Source organism: Metasolibacillus sp. (assembly GCF_025291715.1).
GTDB lineage: Bacteria > Bacillota > Bacilli > Bacillales_A > Planococcaceae > Metasolibacillus > Metasolibacillus louembei.
In genome coordinates this window covers 1-16831 of record NZ_JAMBIZ010000046.1, presented here as the reverse complement: position 1 = coordinate 16831, position 16831 = coordinate 1, and the positions used below count along the sequence as shown (strand labels likewise).

Sequence of the window (16831 nt, the reverse complement as noted above, 5' to 3'; positions counted from 1 at the left end):
TAACGGTCTGCCCGAGCTCGTTTTTCGCGTATCTGTCAGACCAATTAATCCATTTTGATCATACGCTTTTCGCCAACGTGAAGAAGCTTGTTCAACACGCTTCATCCCGAGCACTTCGATATCAAAGCCATATTCGCTAAAGATCTGTCTGGGTGTTTTACCAGCCAAATACTCATCGATAAATTGGCTTTTAAATGTATCTGCGTACGTAATTGTTCGTTCGGTTACTTTGACTACATGTGGATTCTGTTGTAGTTGTTCCGTCTGTTTTGGTGAAAATAATTGTTTACTCATCGTTGTTGTCCGTCCTTTCGTTGCTTGAGAATCAAGTATATAAAAAATACCTGTGAAGTGCACACTCTTTTTCAAGTGTCCACTCCACAGGTACCATATTAAACGATTGTTTGCTTTTGTTTTGTCCCCAAACTTTTATTGGGAACGTTATTTCGGCTCAATATGTATTAAATATGCAAATCATTTTTTCCTCTTGTTTAAGAGTAGCACTGTAAACACGAGAATAAGAGCCAACAAAACTAAAATGTAATTTAAAAATGTCCCCATAAAATCTGTTTCTGAAATGCTGAAAAGACCGATTGCTGTTAGAATTAATAAAACCGCTAGAATTTTCTTCAATATTGTCCTTCTATACATTCTCTTAAAAGTTTCTGTTTATAATATTCGTCATTTACTTTTGATTAACCTTTTAAAAACATCCCTAAAGCGGGATTTGGTAGCTTTCTGTTCTTAATGTTGTAAATCCGTATCTTTTCTGACGAACCCACACGTTCAGTAAAATCAGCCCCAATAGTGTATAGGTATAACTTTCTGGTCTATTTCAATCGATTTTCTGATAAGGTATTTCGATCCCCTCATCTATAAATAATTGATTTGCAAAATCTATATAACTCATTGTATTACGTATCCAATAATAAGATTTGGCCGTTTTAAAAAGGGGTATGGATAACTGATGGTCGAATTTAATCATAAATTGTATATCTTTTTCAATCGTAAAACTTGTACTGAGCCCATCTACTAATTCATATCGTCCTGTAATATTATCGCTATTAGTGAGTGGCAGAATTTTTAGATGTTTTTGTGTCTCAACAACAACGTGTTTACCCATTAAATAATCTATGATATTTTGTTCATATTTTGGAAATACTTCTTGATTTGTTGCTAATACAATCACATCCTCTGTAACTATATTTATAAAGGCTTGAGCTGAGCAACCAACCCATCCGCCTGTATGCCCAATCCAATGATCTTGAAGCAGAAAACCATAGCTGTAATGCTCAGCAGCTTCCGTTGGGGTTAAGATGAATTGTACATATTGTTTGCTGGTGTATTGACCATGCAAGAAGGCTTTTAAAAATTTTGCTACTTCTCCAACGGTCGCATAAATCCCACCATCGCCATATGTTTCATTATATTTATCAAATTCATGTAAATAGGGATCGTCAGTAATTTTTCGATATTGCTTCTTCTCATAATCATACGTTTGACCATGAGCTTGCCATTGGGGTGTTGGTTGAGTCGTTGTATTGGTCAGATTTAATGGTTCGCATATATATCGCTTTAAATACATTTCATACGATAAACCACTTACATTTTCAATGATTTTTGCAAGTAATACATAATTCGTATTGCTATATGACCAATATTCACCTGGTTCATATTGTGGTACTGACAGTTCTAGAAATGTTTCGAAATTAATTGTTATATTTTCTGCTAAATATTCCGGAATACCAGAAGTATGTGTGAGCAAATCCGCTATTGTAACTTTTTCAAAATGCGATACATTAAACCAAATTGCAATATTATCCTCTAAATGCAACTGTTCTTTTTCAATTAACTGGAATATCATTACTGCTGTATACATTTTACTCAATGATGCTAAGTTAAACTGTGTGTTTCTGTTAATAAGATGTTGCTTTTCGAATTCTTGATAACCTTGATAATACTGCTTAATTTGTCCTTTTTTTTCATAATATACCGCACCATTAAACGCAAGATCTGTAAGTAGGTCCTTCAATTATTAATCCCCCTAAATAAATTAGATATCTAACATATTGAGGTCGATGAAATCACGTTAGTTCCTTCATCGAAATCTCCTTCAATTTTTCTAAAATTCTCTCTAATTCATGTAACTCATTTTCTGTAAGTTTACTGTAAATTTTATCTGCAATTTGCTGCTCTACATAATTTTGCTTCAAAAAATACTCCTGTCCATTTTCAGCTAAAGTAATAAATATCTCACGTCGATTTTGTATATTGATTTCTCGTTTGATATATTTGTTTTTTTCTAGTTTGCCTACTAATTGACTAACAGCGCTAGAACTAATATCCATTTCATTAGCAATTTCGCCAACTGTAATACGTTTTGCTAAGTATACAATATCTAGCAGAACAGCTTGTTGTGTTGTAATACCACTATTTAAATGTTGCTTATATTGCCTATAGATCAACCGATTTATCGTATAATCCGCTTCATTTATCCGCTTAACTTGTTCATATAAATTCAAAAAATCCCCACCAATATGTTAGATACCTAATATATTAGTAGGAAGGAGATTAAATGTCAATCAGCTATTTTATGATTGGTTTATATAGAAAAAGGTACTTAAAACGAAATTCAAGGGCATCCTATGTAAAATATAGGATAGATAGCAGTTCCGAAGATGGTTACCAAAGAAGCGTCCTTTGGTAACATTTCATGAGATTCTATTTATATGTTATCGCCATTCAGAACAAGTGGATCGAACAGGCTTCTTTAAAATTATTTTTCGCAACGTCTCAGAGTGTTATTTTCTATAAAAAACAGCGACAAACACTGTTAAATCGGTGTTTGTCGCTGTTTGAAATGTTACCAAGCTTTCATTTGGGAATGTTATTTTGTATGTGTTTGTATATTTTTTACTTATACATCTAGTTCATGTATCTTTTTCGCAATGACTGTACATTTTTTGATTGCCCATTTGTAATGGTCTACTGTATTCGCCGCAAAATAACTATAAAGATTACTTGTTTTTGTCCACTTGTACTGTTTTTTCGTTATTATTTCATCATATGTATGAGATTCGATTAATTGGATAACACGCTGATGACTTAGTTTCACTTTTTTGATTGCATTTGTTAATGATTCATCTTGATAATTTGCCCAAATTTGATTGTTTAATTTGTCTAGTGTTCTCCATTGATAACCTGGAGCTGGCATTGTAGGAGTGTCACCATTCATACCTTCGTTATACCACCTTTCAAGCATCGCATGCCATTCATATAAGTGCATCAGAACGTCACGAAAGTTTTTATCACGTGCCTCTACATCAACAGTAAGTTTTCGTTTACGTGTTGAAACAGATTCAATAATTGTGAATAACTGTTCAAAACTTTCTTGAATTGTTGTTAAAAAAAGCTCTTTAGAATTAGTCATATCTATTCTCCATTTTCTTCGTAGCTATAATGCATGTAAAAAAATATCTTATTTTTACCAAACAATTTATATATTCAACGTGGTCAATATTATCTCCTTCATCCTAGTATTAAACGCACCCAAAGCGTCGTTTGGGAACATTAAGTGTAAAAAATGGATAATGTATTCCTCGTATTCAATGGGTACGCATTCCCCTATTTTTTATTATCTTTATTAAAGGCTTCTAAACGGCTTTCATAATTTTGTCTGATTCGCTCATTTTCCGCATGCATTTCAGCTACTTTATCGTTGTACTTGTCATTTTGAGCCTGTAACTTCGCCTGATACGTTCGTTCTACTTCTACCAGGGCCTTCTCGCGCTCAAGATCCTTACGTTCCTGCATGATTTCAAGTTCACGTGTATAGTTCAACTGGGCGTTTTCTAATGTTTTTTCTAATTCACGAACACGCTCATTTGCGTGCTGATGTGCTTGTTCTAATTGACGGATTTGGTCGGAGGAAGCTGTTTGTTGCTCGTTTAACTGTTGCAAAAGTGAGGCCTTTTCAGCTGCAAAAGCCGTTTTTAATGCTTCGTTTTTTTAAGCGTAACCCTGGTACCTCGTTACAAGTCCACTTAACGTATCATTCTTCTCTTTGTATTCGTTAATGAGCAAATTGCCGTTATCGATTGTGCTCTTTTGTTCGTCTAACTGTTTTTTTTTGCAACGTCTGTTGATCGGTCATGGTTAACTTGAAAATCCTTATATATCAATAGGTTAACCGGTTAACATTATTCTGTATTATCTATATTCGTCATCTTTTTTGAGAATCCTGCTTGTTAGTTGATTTTTTGCTTAAATTACAAGGAAAAAGCGAAATAGGACTACACGGAAGTAGAAAAGCAACATGACGGGATAGTAATTAATTCAGCGAAACGCACTTATTCGCTAGGCTACGTGCTGGTTATATCTGTTATAACGGTTACATCAGTTATGTCAGTTGTACCAGCTATATCTGATATGTCTTAATTTGTAGAACGATTTATAAAGGAATGTGGTAAGTTTTTACGAATTGTATGTATTAGAGGGGGTGATGTGTTATGTCTGATACATCGAATATAAATTTTATATCGGATATATCTGATACAACAATTGGTGGGGAGCTTATTTATGACACTGTTACGGTAAGTAAAATGCTGGGGGTCCAGGAAAGTACGCTGAGAAAATATTGTGCGTTAATGCAAAAGCATCATTATGAATTTAATAAAAATTCAGTAGGGCATCGTATTTTTTATCCAAGAGATGTAGAGATAATAAAGGAAATTGTAACGCTTAAAAATTCGGGATCGTTAACATTGAGCGAAGCAGTGAAAGCCATATTAGAATCTGACATAGACGATATAACAGATACAGCACCTATAGCAAACCCTGATTACAGTAAGCTATTAGAACAGTTTGAGACATTTAAAAATAATCAAATGCAGTTCAACCAGAAACTGTTGGAGCGATTAGAAAAGCAGCAAAACTATATTGAAAATAGTATTGATGAAAGAGATAAGAAGTTAATGTTGGCCATAAAAGAATCCATGGAAACAAGAAGACAATTAGCTGCAGAGGAAGAGAAGAAAAAATTCTGGTGGAAATTTTGGAGGGAAACCTAATTAAAATAGTTTAGGGGCAAGAAGGCTACTAGGTCGAAACTCTAGGAACATCTCGGCTCGCTAAGATGATGATATATCAGGTATATCTGATATATGAATAGATATAGATGTTATATCTTCAATACTCAATGATCTAAAAAAAGAGCGTTCAGACGAATCGAGATGGGGATTACCCACTAACTTGCAAAAAACGTCTGAGCGTTTTTAAATTTTGCTGAGTTACTTCTACAGCAGCAGCATTTTTACCGGCTCCATTGGCAAATGATACAGATCGAGTCATTGGCCTTTTGGAAAAGGGGGTAATGTGTATTTCGCGCAACAGCGGAGCCTTATGTAAAGATTGAAATGGCGCCTGCTTTAGAAAAGCAAATTGTGCATCTTTTTAAAATGAATTGAGGTTATTATTTACATGAAGAAATTAATGAATAAAAAAGGATTTGTCATCTTAATGGCACTGGCAATCAATGTATGTGCTTATCCCGTTGCAGCCTTTTCATTATTTGTAACACCTGAAGGGACGGGTATATTCTCGACAGATTTTTTAATAGCAACGATGATTATGCTTGCAGCAAATATCGTTGTATTCCAGTTAATAAGAATCAACGATTATGGGTAGCTGGATGCATTGTTGCATTTGTGCAACTGTTATTATTTGCTCTTATGTATGTTGGTGGATTAAATTTAAGCATCTTTCTTTATATGAGCTTATTTTTAGTATTCGTTGCCCTCATACTGCTCGTAAGAACGATTATGTCAAAATAATGTAAGATAAAATAGGACCACGAAGCTAGTGAAAATCATCGTTTGCTTGCAAGTGTGACCTTTTTTTATAAAGAAAGACATTGGCGGTTGTCTATAATTATTGTCTTGTAGTGTTCACCATGAGCATTCTTCTCTACATGCTATAATGTAAATAATTTTAAAATAAAAAGGAGCGGTATAATGTCTAATCCGTATGAGGTCAAACCAATACTCTCAAAGCTACTCGCTGGTGAAACAGTTGATGGCTTATTTTTTTGGGGACCCAAACTTATGATGTCTACAGACAACAGTCGCTATGATGAAGTGTATTTAATAATCGAGGGATTGTTTACGATTACTGAGAATGGAAAAGGAACAACGGTTACACCTCAAAATCCAGATAAAATGACACATCTTTGTCGATTAGCCTTTCAGAAAATTTCGTCAGCGCAGCTTGACTCACCGAATACGCTTAACTTGCAGTTTGAATCGGGCATGCAGCTAGAGGTTTTTGGTGAAAATGAACAATTTGAAGGCTGGCAGCTAGAAGCGAAAGAGGATGAGCAACCGGTTTTAATGATTGTGGCAGGACCGTTTGATCAGTTAACAGTATTTGAATAGTGGAGGAATGAAATGAGGACAAAGAAGCTAAGAGGAAAGAAAAGGCGGTTGCGAATAATCAAGTTGCGTTTGTTACAGGCGACGAGTGTATTTCCAACGCACTTTGTTTATGGTGTACATAGTTTAAAGCTCCCAACTAGTCAGGTATTTGTCGAATTTTTAAGCGAAAAAGGAAAGCATGAAATTAAACAGGAGTTGCTAGCAAGTGCGATGACGTTAAGACAACTGAAACCGCATCAACAAGCAAAAATTGCCGTTCTTCATTTCCCTGACAATATGTTTCGTTCCGAAATCGTTGTTTTTAATAGCGAACAAAGTGCAGAACTGTTTTTTGACAGTCGAAAGGTAAATTGGACTGAACGACGAGAACTAGCAATTCCTGACAGTGAATGGTTGCAAAAAGTGTTTTTAGAACGTATCCAAGACGGGCAAGAACAACAAATTGTTTGTTACATAGAAAGGTGAGGACATGATGAAGTTTCAATTTCAACTAGAAGGTCAGCATTTAAACAGTAGCCAGTGGGCGTATGACAATGGCTATATTGAGGGCGACGTGCAAATATACGTGCACGGTACCCCATTTTTTCAAGCGCAATGTATCAATATCGTGGAATTAGCCATCCAGTTAGGTAAATGGCTAGAAGCCGTTCGAAAGGGGACTTTACGTGATTTTAAGTACGAATCACTAGACCACGATGAACCGATTTTATTGTTTACAATGGAAGGCGAATCATTTCGCATTACGTCACCTTGGCAGTATTTTGAGCTAACGAACCTACTAACAGTCAAAACAGTGGAAGTGGCGGTGCAATTATATTTGATTCAGTTAAATGAAAAGCTACATGAAATCAATTATGTCGAAAAGCTGGATCGATTTATAACAAAAGATGTTTCTGACAACACGAAAGCAATCGTGCTGTTTGAGCAAAATGACTATGAGGCTGCGTTCGCTCTTTTTAAAGAGCTGGCTACCAAGCAGCCGTCTGTTCAAAGCTTAAACAATTTAGCATGGATGTATTTACGAGAGGAAGAGGATATGGATGAGGCGGAAAAGTTGTTACAGCAAGTGTTAGCGTATGAGCCGAAATCTGCATTTCCCTTTATGATGCTTGGTGAGATTAAGCTACGTAAACAGCAGTATGAGCAGGCAAAAGATTATCTATTGAAGGCAATTTCGTTCCGTAAAGAACGTCCAGCGATGTTTAATGTAGCCATTGTACATTTTCATCTAGGTGAATATAAAGAAGCCGCAAGCATTTTTAATGAGTATGCCCAAAATTCTGATTTGACAAAGTTAAATGAAGTCGTCTCTCTCGTATATGCAAAAGAGTACGAATTAGCAGAACAATTATTAGATGTATGGGATGAAGAGTCTGATTATTATACCGGCTCAACAGAAATTGCAGATGTTTATATGGAATTAGGTGAGTATGAAAAAGCACGCCTTCAATTTGAAAAGGAATGGACGAGCTATTATATCGCACCATATCTAGTTAAAAGGTATACCTATACATTGATACAGTTAGGAGAAAGTAAACTTGCTCAAAAAATAATCAATGGAAGTATTGAACACTTGAAGGAAGAATATTTGGAAGAGCAACAAGCACAATTCGATGAGCATTGGACTGTAGCAGATCAGCAAGAAAAACTTGTGGAAATTACAGAACAAATGAAGGTGCTTGAAGGTTTATATGAACAATTACTGAATGGTTACGTCCCAGCGTTCAAATACGAGTTGTATTATGATGGCGGTTGTCAGCTGTTCGGCTGTATGCAGCATAGTCATCCAGAATATATCGACGAAAGGTAAGTGTAAATATGTATTTTGAAAAGGATCCAGATATTATTAAATTACATGCATATGAGTTGAACTGGCATATGCCAGAGCGTTTGCAGCAAGAGGCAATGGATTGGCTTGTTGAATATGCCGATCGTGACCAATTAGCACTCGTGTTTCCACCGTATGCGAAACGCTGCTGGCAAAATGCCGTAAAAGTTGTAGAGAAAATTGGCTACCCTGAAAATATTGCGGCCTTTCCGACGATGGTCGAGCTATTTCAAGACATCAATTGGCCAGGCGCAGAAGAAGCCGTACTGTATTTCCAAACGCTAGAAAAAAATGTTGTATTACCATTTATTGAAGCAGGTGGAAGACAAGCAATTGCGACAAATGATGGGGATTGGCTGTTCTTTTTATATGCCGTTTGTGAGCGTTTAACGATTGTGCGTGATGACTTCGAAGAGGCAGCGGTATTTGATGCAATGAAAACACAGTATGAGGAGGCGTAACATGTTTTCAAACGATGAATTGAAAGCGATGATTCAAGGAAAAGTCATTAGTAACCAATACCCGTACTCAGAGCAGGATGACGAGGTGCTGAAAAAATATGTAAAGGCATTACATGCAGAATTGAAACGAGAGAAGTTGCAGTGCGAAGTAGAAACAGACCATTTCGGAAGCGGCTACGCGTCATATATGCAGTGGTTCGTGTATGAGCAGTCTGGCGTCGAAATAACAGAAGATCCATGGAAGCGCACTGTCGACATAAAAGGGTTATATGTCCTCATTAGTCGATTAGCACCTGTCGTCGTCATCGGTAATGGCTCGCAATCGAGCACTTATTTACGAGAGACGGATGCTTATTTATCAGGTGCACAATCTATTTTTAGTAAACCAGAGGACATCGAAGTCGACCCTGAATTTCAAAGCCTGGCACAAAAACTTGAACGACTGTTTATGAAATACCATTTTACGATTTTAAGAAAAGAAGATTTAAATTCACCTCTTCCTTTTGAAGCCGAAATTCCGACAATTTGGCGTGATAAAAATGAGCCGTATTTCATTTGGGATGCGGTGTTTTACTGGGAGGATTAGCGATGTTTACAGGACATTACTTTGACAATTACCGTTTAACGGATGTAACAGAGGACAGCATTACTTTTGCAGAAGGAAAGCTAAAGGTGAAGCTGCCAGAAAGTTATATTGCACTCATGCAACAGCAAAATGGCGGCGAGCTTGTCAATAAACGACTGGAAATTGGTGAAGAGGTCATATGTGTCGTTTATATAAACGGCATTGGCACGAAGTCAGGTGAAAGGATTTTATTATCAAGTTCACTGAAACGAGAATGGGGATTGTCGAATAAGTTTGTCTATTTGTACGGCGATGGGCATACGTGGCTAGCACTCGATTATCGTCACTATCAAGGTGACAATCCACCTGTAACATATATCGATTTAGAGCGTGGTGAGAAGACGGTCATTGCGGCAGATTTTGCGGCGTTTATGAAGCTACTGACATTTGAAGAAAGTTTGCAAAGTAGCGACTATGAATTTGGACGTGAGCTAGAATACTTCCCACGTGATGAAGTTGGGCAAGCTATGATAAGTTGTAAAGATAACGAAGCCTATAAAATGTCGGCTGGTATGGAATATTACGGTTTTACAGACGACGATTTCACTTGGTATTTTAGGCAGCTCGATACATATATAAAGGCTTTTATCGAGGAAGGATATTAGCCTTATAAAAAGCCAGGTCGTTCGCATCATATGCTTGATTGTTTCATGAATTGCACGATTGCGATGATTCGAAAGCGTAATATCAATATGCTCGCGTATCCAGAAGGAAAAAGTGTGCTTGCACGTTTGGAGAAATTCTCAGCGAAATATGATGACGGCATGATGCAGCTCAAGGCGGAGAAAATTCAGCATTATTATGAGCAATACTTGTAGAGGTGATACATATGAAAGAGCAATTACAGCAGCTTTTAAGTAATGGTCATTTTGAGGAAGCAAAGAATTTAATTGAACAATTAGATTTTCATGTATTTGAAGAGTTGCTAGTAGAAATTGCATTTGATAATGGAGATGAATCGAACTATTTATTTGTTGTTTATTTATTGAAGCAACACGAATGGGCAACATACCATGACTTAGCCTATTTGTTGATGGCACAACCACTTTGTCATGTTGAGCGCGCGTACTTTACGGCTTATAAACATACGAAAAGGGCTGTTGAATTAACGGATTCTACCGATACGTTGCTGCTTGAAAATTTGTTATTTTTGCACGGTGTACCAGATCAAGTTGTGTCGGATGAAGAAGCGGCGGACGTTGCATAGAAAATATTAATGATGGAGCCAAGTCATCGAGTAGCGAATGGATGAAGAATTACAAAAGAAGGAGCTGAGTGCAATTGGATTGGGTACATGACGTAAAAGGTGAAGCGTATGAACAGTTATTAACAAGTTTACTCAGCCGTTGTGATACGGTGCAATGTGTCATGATCGAAGAGGACGACGATTATTTCGAGGCGATTCATGATGCGTTAATGGAGAAAAAATATGTAATGGAATGGCCGTTGACGAAGCTAGGACCTGATGCAGCACCTGTTTTGCAATATACGTTTCGTTACAACTTTCAAACAGCACAGTTTTTGACTGAGCGTCAGCAGTCTTTATTTAGCTGGCTCATGCCACATCCAGAAGACTGGTCGTTTTGGCAAGTGGATACGTGCTTACTTGCCACGTGTTCGCATGAGCAAATGGTGGAAATGGCGCCAGAAATAGAAGCATTATTACAGATTAAATAGGAGCTGATTCGATGCAAGCTTGTACATGTAAGCAATACAAAAAGTTAAAAGTAGAGGCAGATTTCAGCGCAGACCCGTTATGGTGTGCAAAATGCTACATGAATTTAGATATTGAAGATTTTTCATTATCGGAAGCTTTATTAAAAGCGTTATTTGAATGGATTGGAGATTACGGGACGTGGATTGATTGGGAAACGGACGGTGTAGTTGCTGGTGGTGTCGCACTAGAAGCTGCGCATAATGAGCGTGGGGTGGTATTAACGGAACTAGTGAAACAGCAGTTATCGCAATTTGATATTGTATTTTCACCATCTACATATGCAGTTAGACATCGGGAGGACTAGCATGGAGCAAACTTCATTTTATACATATATTAAACTAGCAGGAAATGACGATTTTCCATTAAATGAGGTAACAGCTCGTTTACAAATTGAACCGACGGAAGCTTGGCGTGTTGGTGACAAAGTGCGTCCTAATAGCCCACTGGAGCGCTTCTATACGTGCTGGCTATATAAAATCGGTCCGGTAAAGTCACTCGATGTGGACGATGTGCTTGTGCCATTATACGAACGGTTTCATTCAAAAGTCGATAGCATCAATGCGTTAAAGGAGCAGTATGATTTATCGGTGCGAATCGTCGTTGTCATTGAAATTGAAAACGGCGAAAAACCAGCGCTAACGATTGCACCGACATTTAGCCAATTTGCGAGTAGTATGGGTGCAGAAATCGATATTGATTTGTACGCCTACGCTTACAGTGAGGTGTCACATGATTAATATTTTACGTTATGACAGCCCAGACCATTTAATGTGGGAGGTACAAAATTTTGATGTCGCGTATGCTGTGTCCGGTGAGGCGCACGATTATTTAGAGGAAACAAGTATACGAATGCGCCAATTTGCCAAGCTGCAATTTAAGTATCCATTTTATTTATATTTTGAAAGCTATTACGATGCGGTAGATGAGATTTTAGTGGAAACGAATTTAACGATAGACTACAAGCCTTCAGGAAGAACCATATTAACGCAAAGCGGACGTAAATGCTTTCAGGCAGAAGTGCCAGCTTTTACAGTGGAAATACGTAATGAAAATGATTTAAATGAAGCGTTTAGGGAATGGTTCCGTTACGCTTTCGATAATGTTTTTTGGGCAATTATGCAAGCTGATTCAATAATGTACAAAGCCGGTTTCCCTTATATCACACTACAACAAAATGAATTAATACTGTTAACCGAACATGATGCATACGGCTTTACTGTCGTAACGAATCGAACAGAGCTTCAGCAGGAGGAAACATTGCGTACAATGCTACAATCGGCATTTAAAGGAGAGATATAACGATGAAAAAACTTCGAGGGAAACGACGATATTTTCGCCGAATGTGGGCGCAAATCAAGGAGACGGGTATTGATACGAGTGTAGAGAGCTGGTATGCGTTCAGCCATACGCATTTAGATTTTTGGGGACACGGCATTTCTAGTGGGAAACTACGTAGAGAGCATATGAAGGGACATTTAGCATTGCTCGATAAAGTAATCGAACAATTTGAGCAATCCAACAGACCTTACCAAGCATGGGCGCATTTTAACGAAAAACATGCTGAATATGATGCGGTCTTTATGCATACGTCCAATCCTTATGACGAATTTCCCTTTAAAGATGAAGATGCGCAGGAAACGAATGAATTGCCGGCTTTGTATCGTGATTTAATTGATGTAACAAAATATCGTGTATATGTTACGGGAAAGGCTGACGAAATCATCTATAACATACAAGTGAAAGGGAAGGGTTACCCGATATGCAACTGATTTCTCGTCAACATGATGTGAGATGGCCTAAACTGCCACAGTTAGACGTATACGATGTCGTTGATGACGAGCCAACTGAGCAGCGTATGCAATTATTCGTACGGAATCGTTGGTCATTTCCGATGACATTATATATTGAAGCGCATAGTTCGGACGAAGAAGCTTTATTAAAACTTTCATTGCCACTTCAAAAAATGTGCTCTATTAAAAAGAATTTATATGTAACGAGGAAAGGCTGGGTGTGAGAGTATATTCCCGCGTATAAGCTCATCATTGAAGATGAAGAACTATTGAAAGAAGCGTTTCATGAATTGTTTTATGTAGCAGAGCAAAATTTTGTATTCGCTTTAACAAATGAGCCAAGTTTGTTTTATAAAGGCTACAACTTAACAACGGCAAGTGACACGATTGAAATCGTTACGGCTGATTATGACGGCCAAGGTGTCATTTTTATGACGAAAGGAAGAGATTAAATGAAGCAATATGTGCAACCATTTATCGAGCGACCGATTGCCTCTGAACGTGAAGAAGAGGATATGCTGTATTATTACGATGCAAAAGGGCTGCTTCTTGCCTCTGTGTTTCATGAGGAAGGGCAATTTTGTTCAGCGTGCTTTTATGGGGAAGGAACATTAGAGCAAATAACAGAGCAGCAAGTAATCGACATCGCTGAGGCAGTGAAAAGAGTATTTGCACAAGACGAATTACAATTGCATAAGGTCGATTTAGAGGAGGACGGCTATTTAGTTGAATTTAGACGAATCGAACCGGTATATAATTTACTCGTACAAGGTGTTGGTTTGTTCGTCACTGTAACTAAAACCGGCTTTGTAGCAAGTATTGCGTTGAATGAGTTAGACATCGAAATTAACTATCCAGAAGTGATGATTTCTAAAGAAGAAGCTCGAACGATTTTGCAGCAGCAACCTATTTTGCAGCTCGGCATTGCACGTGAAATGGACTGGCGATATACATATAAGCCAAATTACGATTTATTTGGCGTCGACCCAGACGGTAAAGTACGTCTATGGAGTGATGACGAGGCGATGCAGGACGCTTGCTTTAAGCCATTACCACAAGTTGAGCCGATTGATGATTTAATCGTTTTCATTAAAGGTGGACGAGACGGTGAGCTCGAGCATTTTGAATCCGCTGATGAAAAATGTTGGGCGTTTGAAACAGAAGATGAAATGCGAACGGATGTAGATGCGTTTACTCGTGCATGTCAAGTCGTGCAGCATTTAGTCGGTGAATATTATGAACTTTATCATTTTGAAAAGTACGAAATGTTACGTAAGCTATTACATATGGATGAGCACACGTTTGAAACTTATCGATTTGTGCCAATATACGATGGGATACCCTTTGATTTTGAGGCAATTGCCATTTCAGTTGATACAGAAACGAATCAAATCGCGTCGGTTCGCTATTCAATCATACCATTCAATCAGTTTGCTGCATTACCGAAGCCGACGATTACATTGGAGGAGGCCAATGTGATTGCAGCTGAATTAATTGACGTCGAGCTATTTTTAGAAAGCAGCTATATTGATTCAAAGCAGCGGTCATTTGTGTATATGATTGATTATCCAACGTCACCAACCGGGGCGCATATTCAGTTTGTTGATGCGTTTACAGGAAAGATTCATTGGATTGATAATCGATAAGGAGACCTGAAGATGATTTTAAAACGAGGTGTAACTGGCTTTACAGCAGGTGATTTATCATTAGAGCGCGATTGGGATGAGGTAAGAGCAACATTAAAAAAGGCAAGCTATACAGCAGTTAAAGCTGTTGGTGGACGCGTCATTGAATGGTTTGATCCAGATGTAACGAATCCGTATCCGCATATGCACGTACAAGTAAAAGGGCAGAAGTTATACATTTTTTATAATGTAATGTATGACTATGTTGCCTTTTCATCGTCAAAGGATTTAACAAATTTACAGTTTTTAGATGAGCCATTGTTAGCTAGAGTATTTACACGTCCTTACGAAGTGTTAACGGTTGAGCAATTACAGGAGCCGTTACGTAAGCAGAAAAAAGGCGACGGCTATATTCTATTAAATGACAACGATTTAAACGAGGTCGAGCTATATTATATGGATTATTTTCCTGCACAAACAGTCGGGGATTTAGTGTTTAATTATTGGGATTAGGGGGTGGTATGAATGGAGAAGTTAGCCTACAACGTGCAAAAAGGAACCGTGACGACAGCAGATTATATCGCTTGGGCGCATCGTCAGCTCGAATCGGTCAGGGAGTCGTCAGCTATTCTAAAGCTCTTGTCGATGTCGGCGGATGCCAATATTTTTGAGGTTGAAAGCATTTTTTGGCAAGCGTTACATGAATTAGGCCTGGCGTTACCAACGCTTGAGCCTACTGATACAATTAAACTACTAGCAGCGGAAATTTTAAGTACTACAGACGACGAGGTAATAGCGCGCCTTGCTCATGAAATTTATCAGCTCGTCGCTCAGTTAGGCTATCCAGCGTATTTGATGGATTGGTACGAAATAAGCGAAATGCAGGATCGTCTGCAATACGATACGTTAAGACCGCCATATAGTAAACGAAATGTCATCGAGAAAATTCAAGAAACAGCCAAAATGACGGTGATGAAATACACTTGCCCGTGCTGCGGTTATAAAACATTAGATGAACAGCCAAGAGGAACATACGAAATTTGCCTGCTGTGCTTTTGGGAAGACGACCCAGTGCAGTATGAGGACCCTGATTACGAAGGTGGGGCAAACGGGATTTCATTGCGAGAAGCCCAGAAAAATGTACTATTATTCAGTGTGAGTGAGGCTTGTTATGTAGAGCATGTCGAAAAAAGAAGCCAGTTTGAAAAAGATCCAAACTGGCAACCTGCACTTTAATACGCAACTGGTACTTTTTCAATCGTCAACAGTTGTCCTTCTTCTAATACTAGGTCTTGCTCGGATTTGATTTTATGTAACAGCACATGCTTTTTTTCTGTCATCAAAAAAGGCTCACGGTTTGAGTTAATCAGGTAAGAGAATCGTTTATGTCCTTGCGCCTACTGCTGAATAAATGCTAACAGTGATTGTAACAATAAATTATCTAATGTATTAACACCTTTAAGTTCGTCCCTAAAAAATATACTTATTCGGGACAAAAAGTGTATAAAATTGCATTTGGTCCCGAATAATATATAATAAAAGGGACGAGGTGATAAAAATGAAGCGAATTTCAATTCAAGCAAAGCTAGAGGAAATCATAGAAACATTAGAAAAAGGGGCATTAGTAAGTGCTCATGACTTTTTAGAGGTGGGCAATTATGAGGCTGTAAAACGTGCATTGGTTCGGCTTTGTGAGGAAGGGAAATTAAAACGTGTATTACGTGGCTTATACCAAACACCGAATTACAATGCTTTTTTAAAGAAAGATATTGGTACCTCTCCGAAAAAAGTGGCTGAAAAGCTGGCCGAAAAATTTGGCTGGACGATTGCACCAGCGGAAGATACAGCACTAAACGAGCTTGGTCTATCCACACAGGTGCCAGCTAAATACACGTTTATTAGTGACGGTCCAACGAAGAAATATACACTCGATAACGGCATAGCTATTTATTTTAAACATAAAGCAAATAAAGAAATTTCAAAGCTGACAATGAAAGAGGCAAGCGTCATCGAAGCGATTCAAACGATTTCTCCTGAGCATATGAATGATCAAATTCGAAAGAAACTGTTAAATACCTTATCAGAGCAGGAAATGCAGCATCTTTTGGAGCAAGGGAAGTCGATGCGTTACTGGATTTATGATGAAATTAAGACGATGAAAGATGAGCGAGAATATTTATGATTCAATTAGTCAACCAATCGGCAGAAGACCGATATGCGTTATTTCAATATACAGCCAATGAGCTAAAAATGAGTGAAGCCATTGTAGAAAAGGATTTAATATGGTCCCTTAGTCAAGGACAAATGTAAAAAAGGGTTTAGGCTGCTAAGAGATGGTTTCTGTATTGTACAGG

Annotated in this window: 27 protein-coding genes; 22 read left to right on the top strand and 5 right to left on the bottom strand. The window is 37.9% G+C overall.

The window, feature by feature from the left end; genetic code table 11:
* The 5 genes from M3Z76_RS18690 to M3Z76_RS18670 all read right to left on the bottom strand — a co-directional run.
* Nucleotides 1-294, bottom strand: a 294-nt coding sequence (locus M3Z76_RS18690) for an HTH domain-containing protein (protein ID WP_363320664.1), incomplete at its 3' end; no start/stop codon positions are given.
* Between the two features lie 541 nt (nt 295-835).
* Nucleotides 836-2032 (bottom strand): serine hydrolase domain-containing protein, encoded by a 1197-nt coding sequence (locus M3Z76_RS18685; protein ID WP_293929654.1) that lies wholly within the window; start codon nt 2030-2032, stop codon nt 836-838.
* 52 nt (nt 2033-2084) lie between these two features.
* Nucleotides 2085-2522: a MarR family winged helix-turn-helix transcriptional regulator gene (locus tag M3Z76_RS18680; protein ID WP_293929655.1), complete on the bottom strand. Its 438-nt coding sequence runs from the start codon at nt 2520-2522 to the stop codon at nt 2085-2087.
* A gap of 395 nt (nt 2523-2917) precedes the next feature.
* Nucleotides 2918-3430: a ClbS/DfsB family four-helix bundle protein gene (locus M3Z76_RS18675; RefSeq protein ID WP_293929656.1), complete on the bottom strand. Its 513-nt coding sequence runs from the start codon at nt 3428-3430 to the stop codon at nt 2918-2920.
* A gap of 194 nt (nt 3431-3624) precedes the next feature.
* Nucleotides 3625-3960, bottom strand: coding sequence for a hypothetical protein (locus tag M3Z76_RS18670; protein WP_293929657.1), 336 nt, complete (start codon nt 3958-3960; stop codon nt 3625-3627).
* A 548-nt stretch (nt 3961-4508) separates the two neighbouring features.
* On the opposite strand from M3Z76_RS18670, the gene M3Z76_RS18665 reads away from it, so the two are divergent.
* From M3Z76_RS18665 to M3Z76_RS18560, 22 genes are all read left to right on the top strand, one after another.
* Nucleotides 4509-5069, top strand: coding sequence for a helix-turn-helix domain-containing protein (locus M3Z76_RS18665; RefSeq protein ID WP_293929658.1), 561 nt, complete (start codon nt 4509-4511; stop codon nt 5067-5069).
* A gap of 409 nt (nt 5070-5478) precedes the next feature.
* Nucleotides 5479-5685: a hypothetical protein gene (locus M3Z76_RS18660; protein WP_293929659.1), complete on the top strand. Its 207-nt coding sequence runs from the start codon at nt 5479-5481 to the stop codon at nt 5683-5685.
* 326 nt (nt 5686-6011) lie between these two features.
* Nucleotides 6012-6431 carry a DUF6188 family protein gene (locus tag M3Z76_RS18655; RefSeq protein ID WP_293929660.1) on the top strand — a complete coding sequence of 140 codons (420 nt, stop codon included), beginning with the start codon at nt 6012-6014 and terminating at the stop codon, nt 6429-6431.
* Between the two features lie 12 nt (nt 6432-6443).
* Entirely contained in the window at nt 6444-6896 is a 453-nt protein-coding gene (locus tag M3Z76_RS18650) for a DUF3916 domain-containing protein (protein ID WP_293929661.1), read from the top strand.
* A 4-nt stretch (nt 6897-6900) separates the two neighbouring features.
* Nucleotides 6901-8241, top strand: coding sequence for a tetratricopeptide repeat protein (locus M3Z76_RS18645; protein WP_293929662.1), 1341 nt, complete (start codon nt 6901-6903; stop codon nt 8239-8241).
* An 8-nt stretch (nt 8242-8249) separates the two neighbouring features.
* Nucleotides 8250-8720 carry a hypothetical protein gene (locus M3Z76_RS18640; protein WP_293929663.1) on the top strand — a complete coding sequence of 157 codons (471 nt, stop codon included), beginning with the start codon at nt 8250-8252 and terminating at the stop codon, nt 8718-8720.
* Nucleotide 8721: 1 nt separating this feature from the next.
* A complete protein-coding gene (locus tag M3Z76_RS18635) occupies nt 8722-9306 on the top strand; it encodes a hypothetical protein (protein WP_293929664.1) in 585 nt (194 codons plus the stop codon).
* A gap of 2 nt (nt 9307-9308) precedes the next feature.
* On the top strand, nt 9309-9950 hold the full coding sequence (locus tag M3Z76_RS18630; protein WP_293929665.1) for an SMI1/KNR4 family protein: 642 nt from the start codon (nt 9309-9311) through the stop codon (nt 9948-9950).
* A gap of 30 nt (nt 9951-9980) precedes the next feature.
* Nucleotides 9981-10163, top strand: a complete 183-nt coding sequence (locus tag M3Z76_RS18625; protein WP_293929666.1) for a hypothetical protein — start codon at nt 9981-9983, stop codon at nt 10161-10163.
* An 11-nt stretch (nt 10164-10174) separates the two neighbouring features.
* A complete protein-coding gene (locus M3Z76_RS18620) occupies nt 10175-10552 on the top strand; it encodes a hypothetical protein (RefSeq protein ID WP_293929667.1) in 378 nt (125 codons plus the stop codon).
* A 74-nt stretch (nt 10553-10626) separates the two neighbouring features.
* The gene (locus M3Z76_RS18615) at nt 10627-11022 is read left to right on the top strand and encodes a hypothetical protein (RefSeq protein WP_293929668.1); all 396 of its coding nucleotides are present in this window, start codon (nt 10627-10629) and stop codon (nt 11020-11022) included.
* Nucleotides 11023-11033: 11 nt separating this feature from the next.
* Complete coding sequence (locus tag M3Z76_RS18610; RefSeq protein WP_293929669.1) at nt 11034-11366, top strand: hypothetical protein; 333 nt, start codon at nt 11034-11036, stop codon at nt 11364-11366.
* A 1-nt stretch (nt 11367) separates the two neighbouring features.
* Nucleotides 11368-11799 carry a DUF4279 domain-containing protein gene (locus M3Z76_RS18605; protein ID WP_293929670.1) on the top strand — a complete coding sequence of 144 codons (432 nt, stop codon included), beginning with the start codon at nt 11368-11370 and terminating at the stop codon, nt 11797-11799.
* Nucleotides 11792-12361, top strand: a complete 570-nt coding sequence (locus M3Z76_RS18600) for a hypothetical protein (RefSeq protein WP_293929671.1) — start codon at nt 11792-11794, stop codon at nt 12359-12361. Before M3Z76_RS18605 ends, M3Z76_RS18600 begins: the two co-directional genes overlap by 8 nt.
* A 2-nt stretch (nt 12362-12363) precedes the next feature.
* Nucleotides 12364-12831, top strand: a complete 468-nt coding sequence (locus tag M3Z76_RS18595) for a hypothetical protein (protein WP_293929672.1) — start codon at nt 12364-12366, stop codon at nt 12829-12831.
* Nucleotides 12822-13076 carry a hypothetical protein gene (locus M3Z76_RS18590; protein WP_293929673.1) on the top strand — a complete coding sequence of 85 codons (255 nt, stop codon included), beginning with the start codon at nt 12822-12824 and terminating at the stop codon, nt 13074-13076. Before M3Z76_RS18595 ends, M3Z76_RS18590 begins: the two co-directional genes overlap by 10 nt.
* Before the next feature lie 45 nt (nt 13077-13121).
* On the top strand, nt 13122-13304 hold the full coding sequence (locus M3Z76_RS18585) for a hypothetical protein (protein ID WP_293929674.1): 183 nt from the start codon (nt 13122-13124) through the stop codon (nt 13302-13304).
* Complete coding sequence (locus M3Z76_RS18580; protein ID WP_293929675.1) at nt 13305-14498, top strand: hypothetical protein; 1194 nt, start codon at nt 13305-13307, stop codon at nt 14496-14498.
* Between the two features lie 12 nt (nt 14499-14510).
* Nucleotides 14511-14990, top strand: coding sequence for a hypothetical protein (locus tag M3Z76_RS18575; RefSeq protein ID WP_293929676.1), 480 nt, complete (start codon nt 14511-14513; stop codon nt 14988-14990).
* Between the two features lie 459 nt (nt 14991-15449).
* Nucleotides 15450-15713, top strand: coding sequence for a CPCC family cysteine-rich protein (locus M3Z76_RS18570; RefSeq protein ID WP_293929679.1), 264 nt, complete (start codon nt 15450-15452; stop codon nt 15711-15713).
* Nucleotides 15714-16035: 322 nt separating this feature from the next.
* Nucleotides 16036-16659, top strand: a complete 624-nt coding sequence (locus M3Z76_RS18565; protein WP_293929677.1) for a DUF6088 family protein — start codon at nt 16036-16038, stop codon at nt 16657-16659.
* Nucleotides 16656-16787: a hypothetical protein gene (locus M3Z76_RS18560; RefSeq protein ID WP_293929678.1), complete on the top strand. Its 132-nt coding sequence runs from the start codon at nt 16656-16658 to the stop codon at nt 16785-16787. Before M3Z76_RS18565 ends, M3Z76_RS18560 begins: the two co-directional genes overlap by 4 nt.
* Nucleotides 16788-16831: the final 44 nt, after the last annotated feature.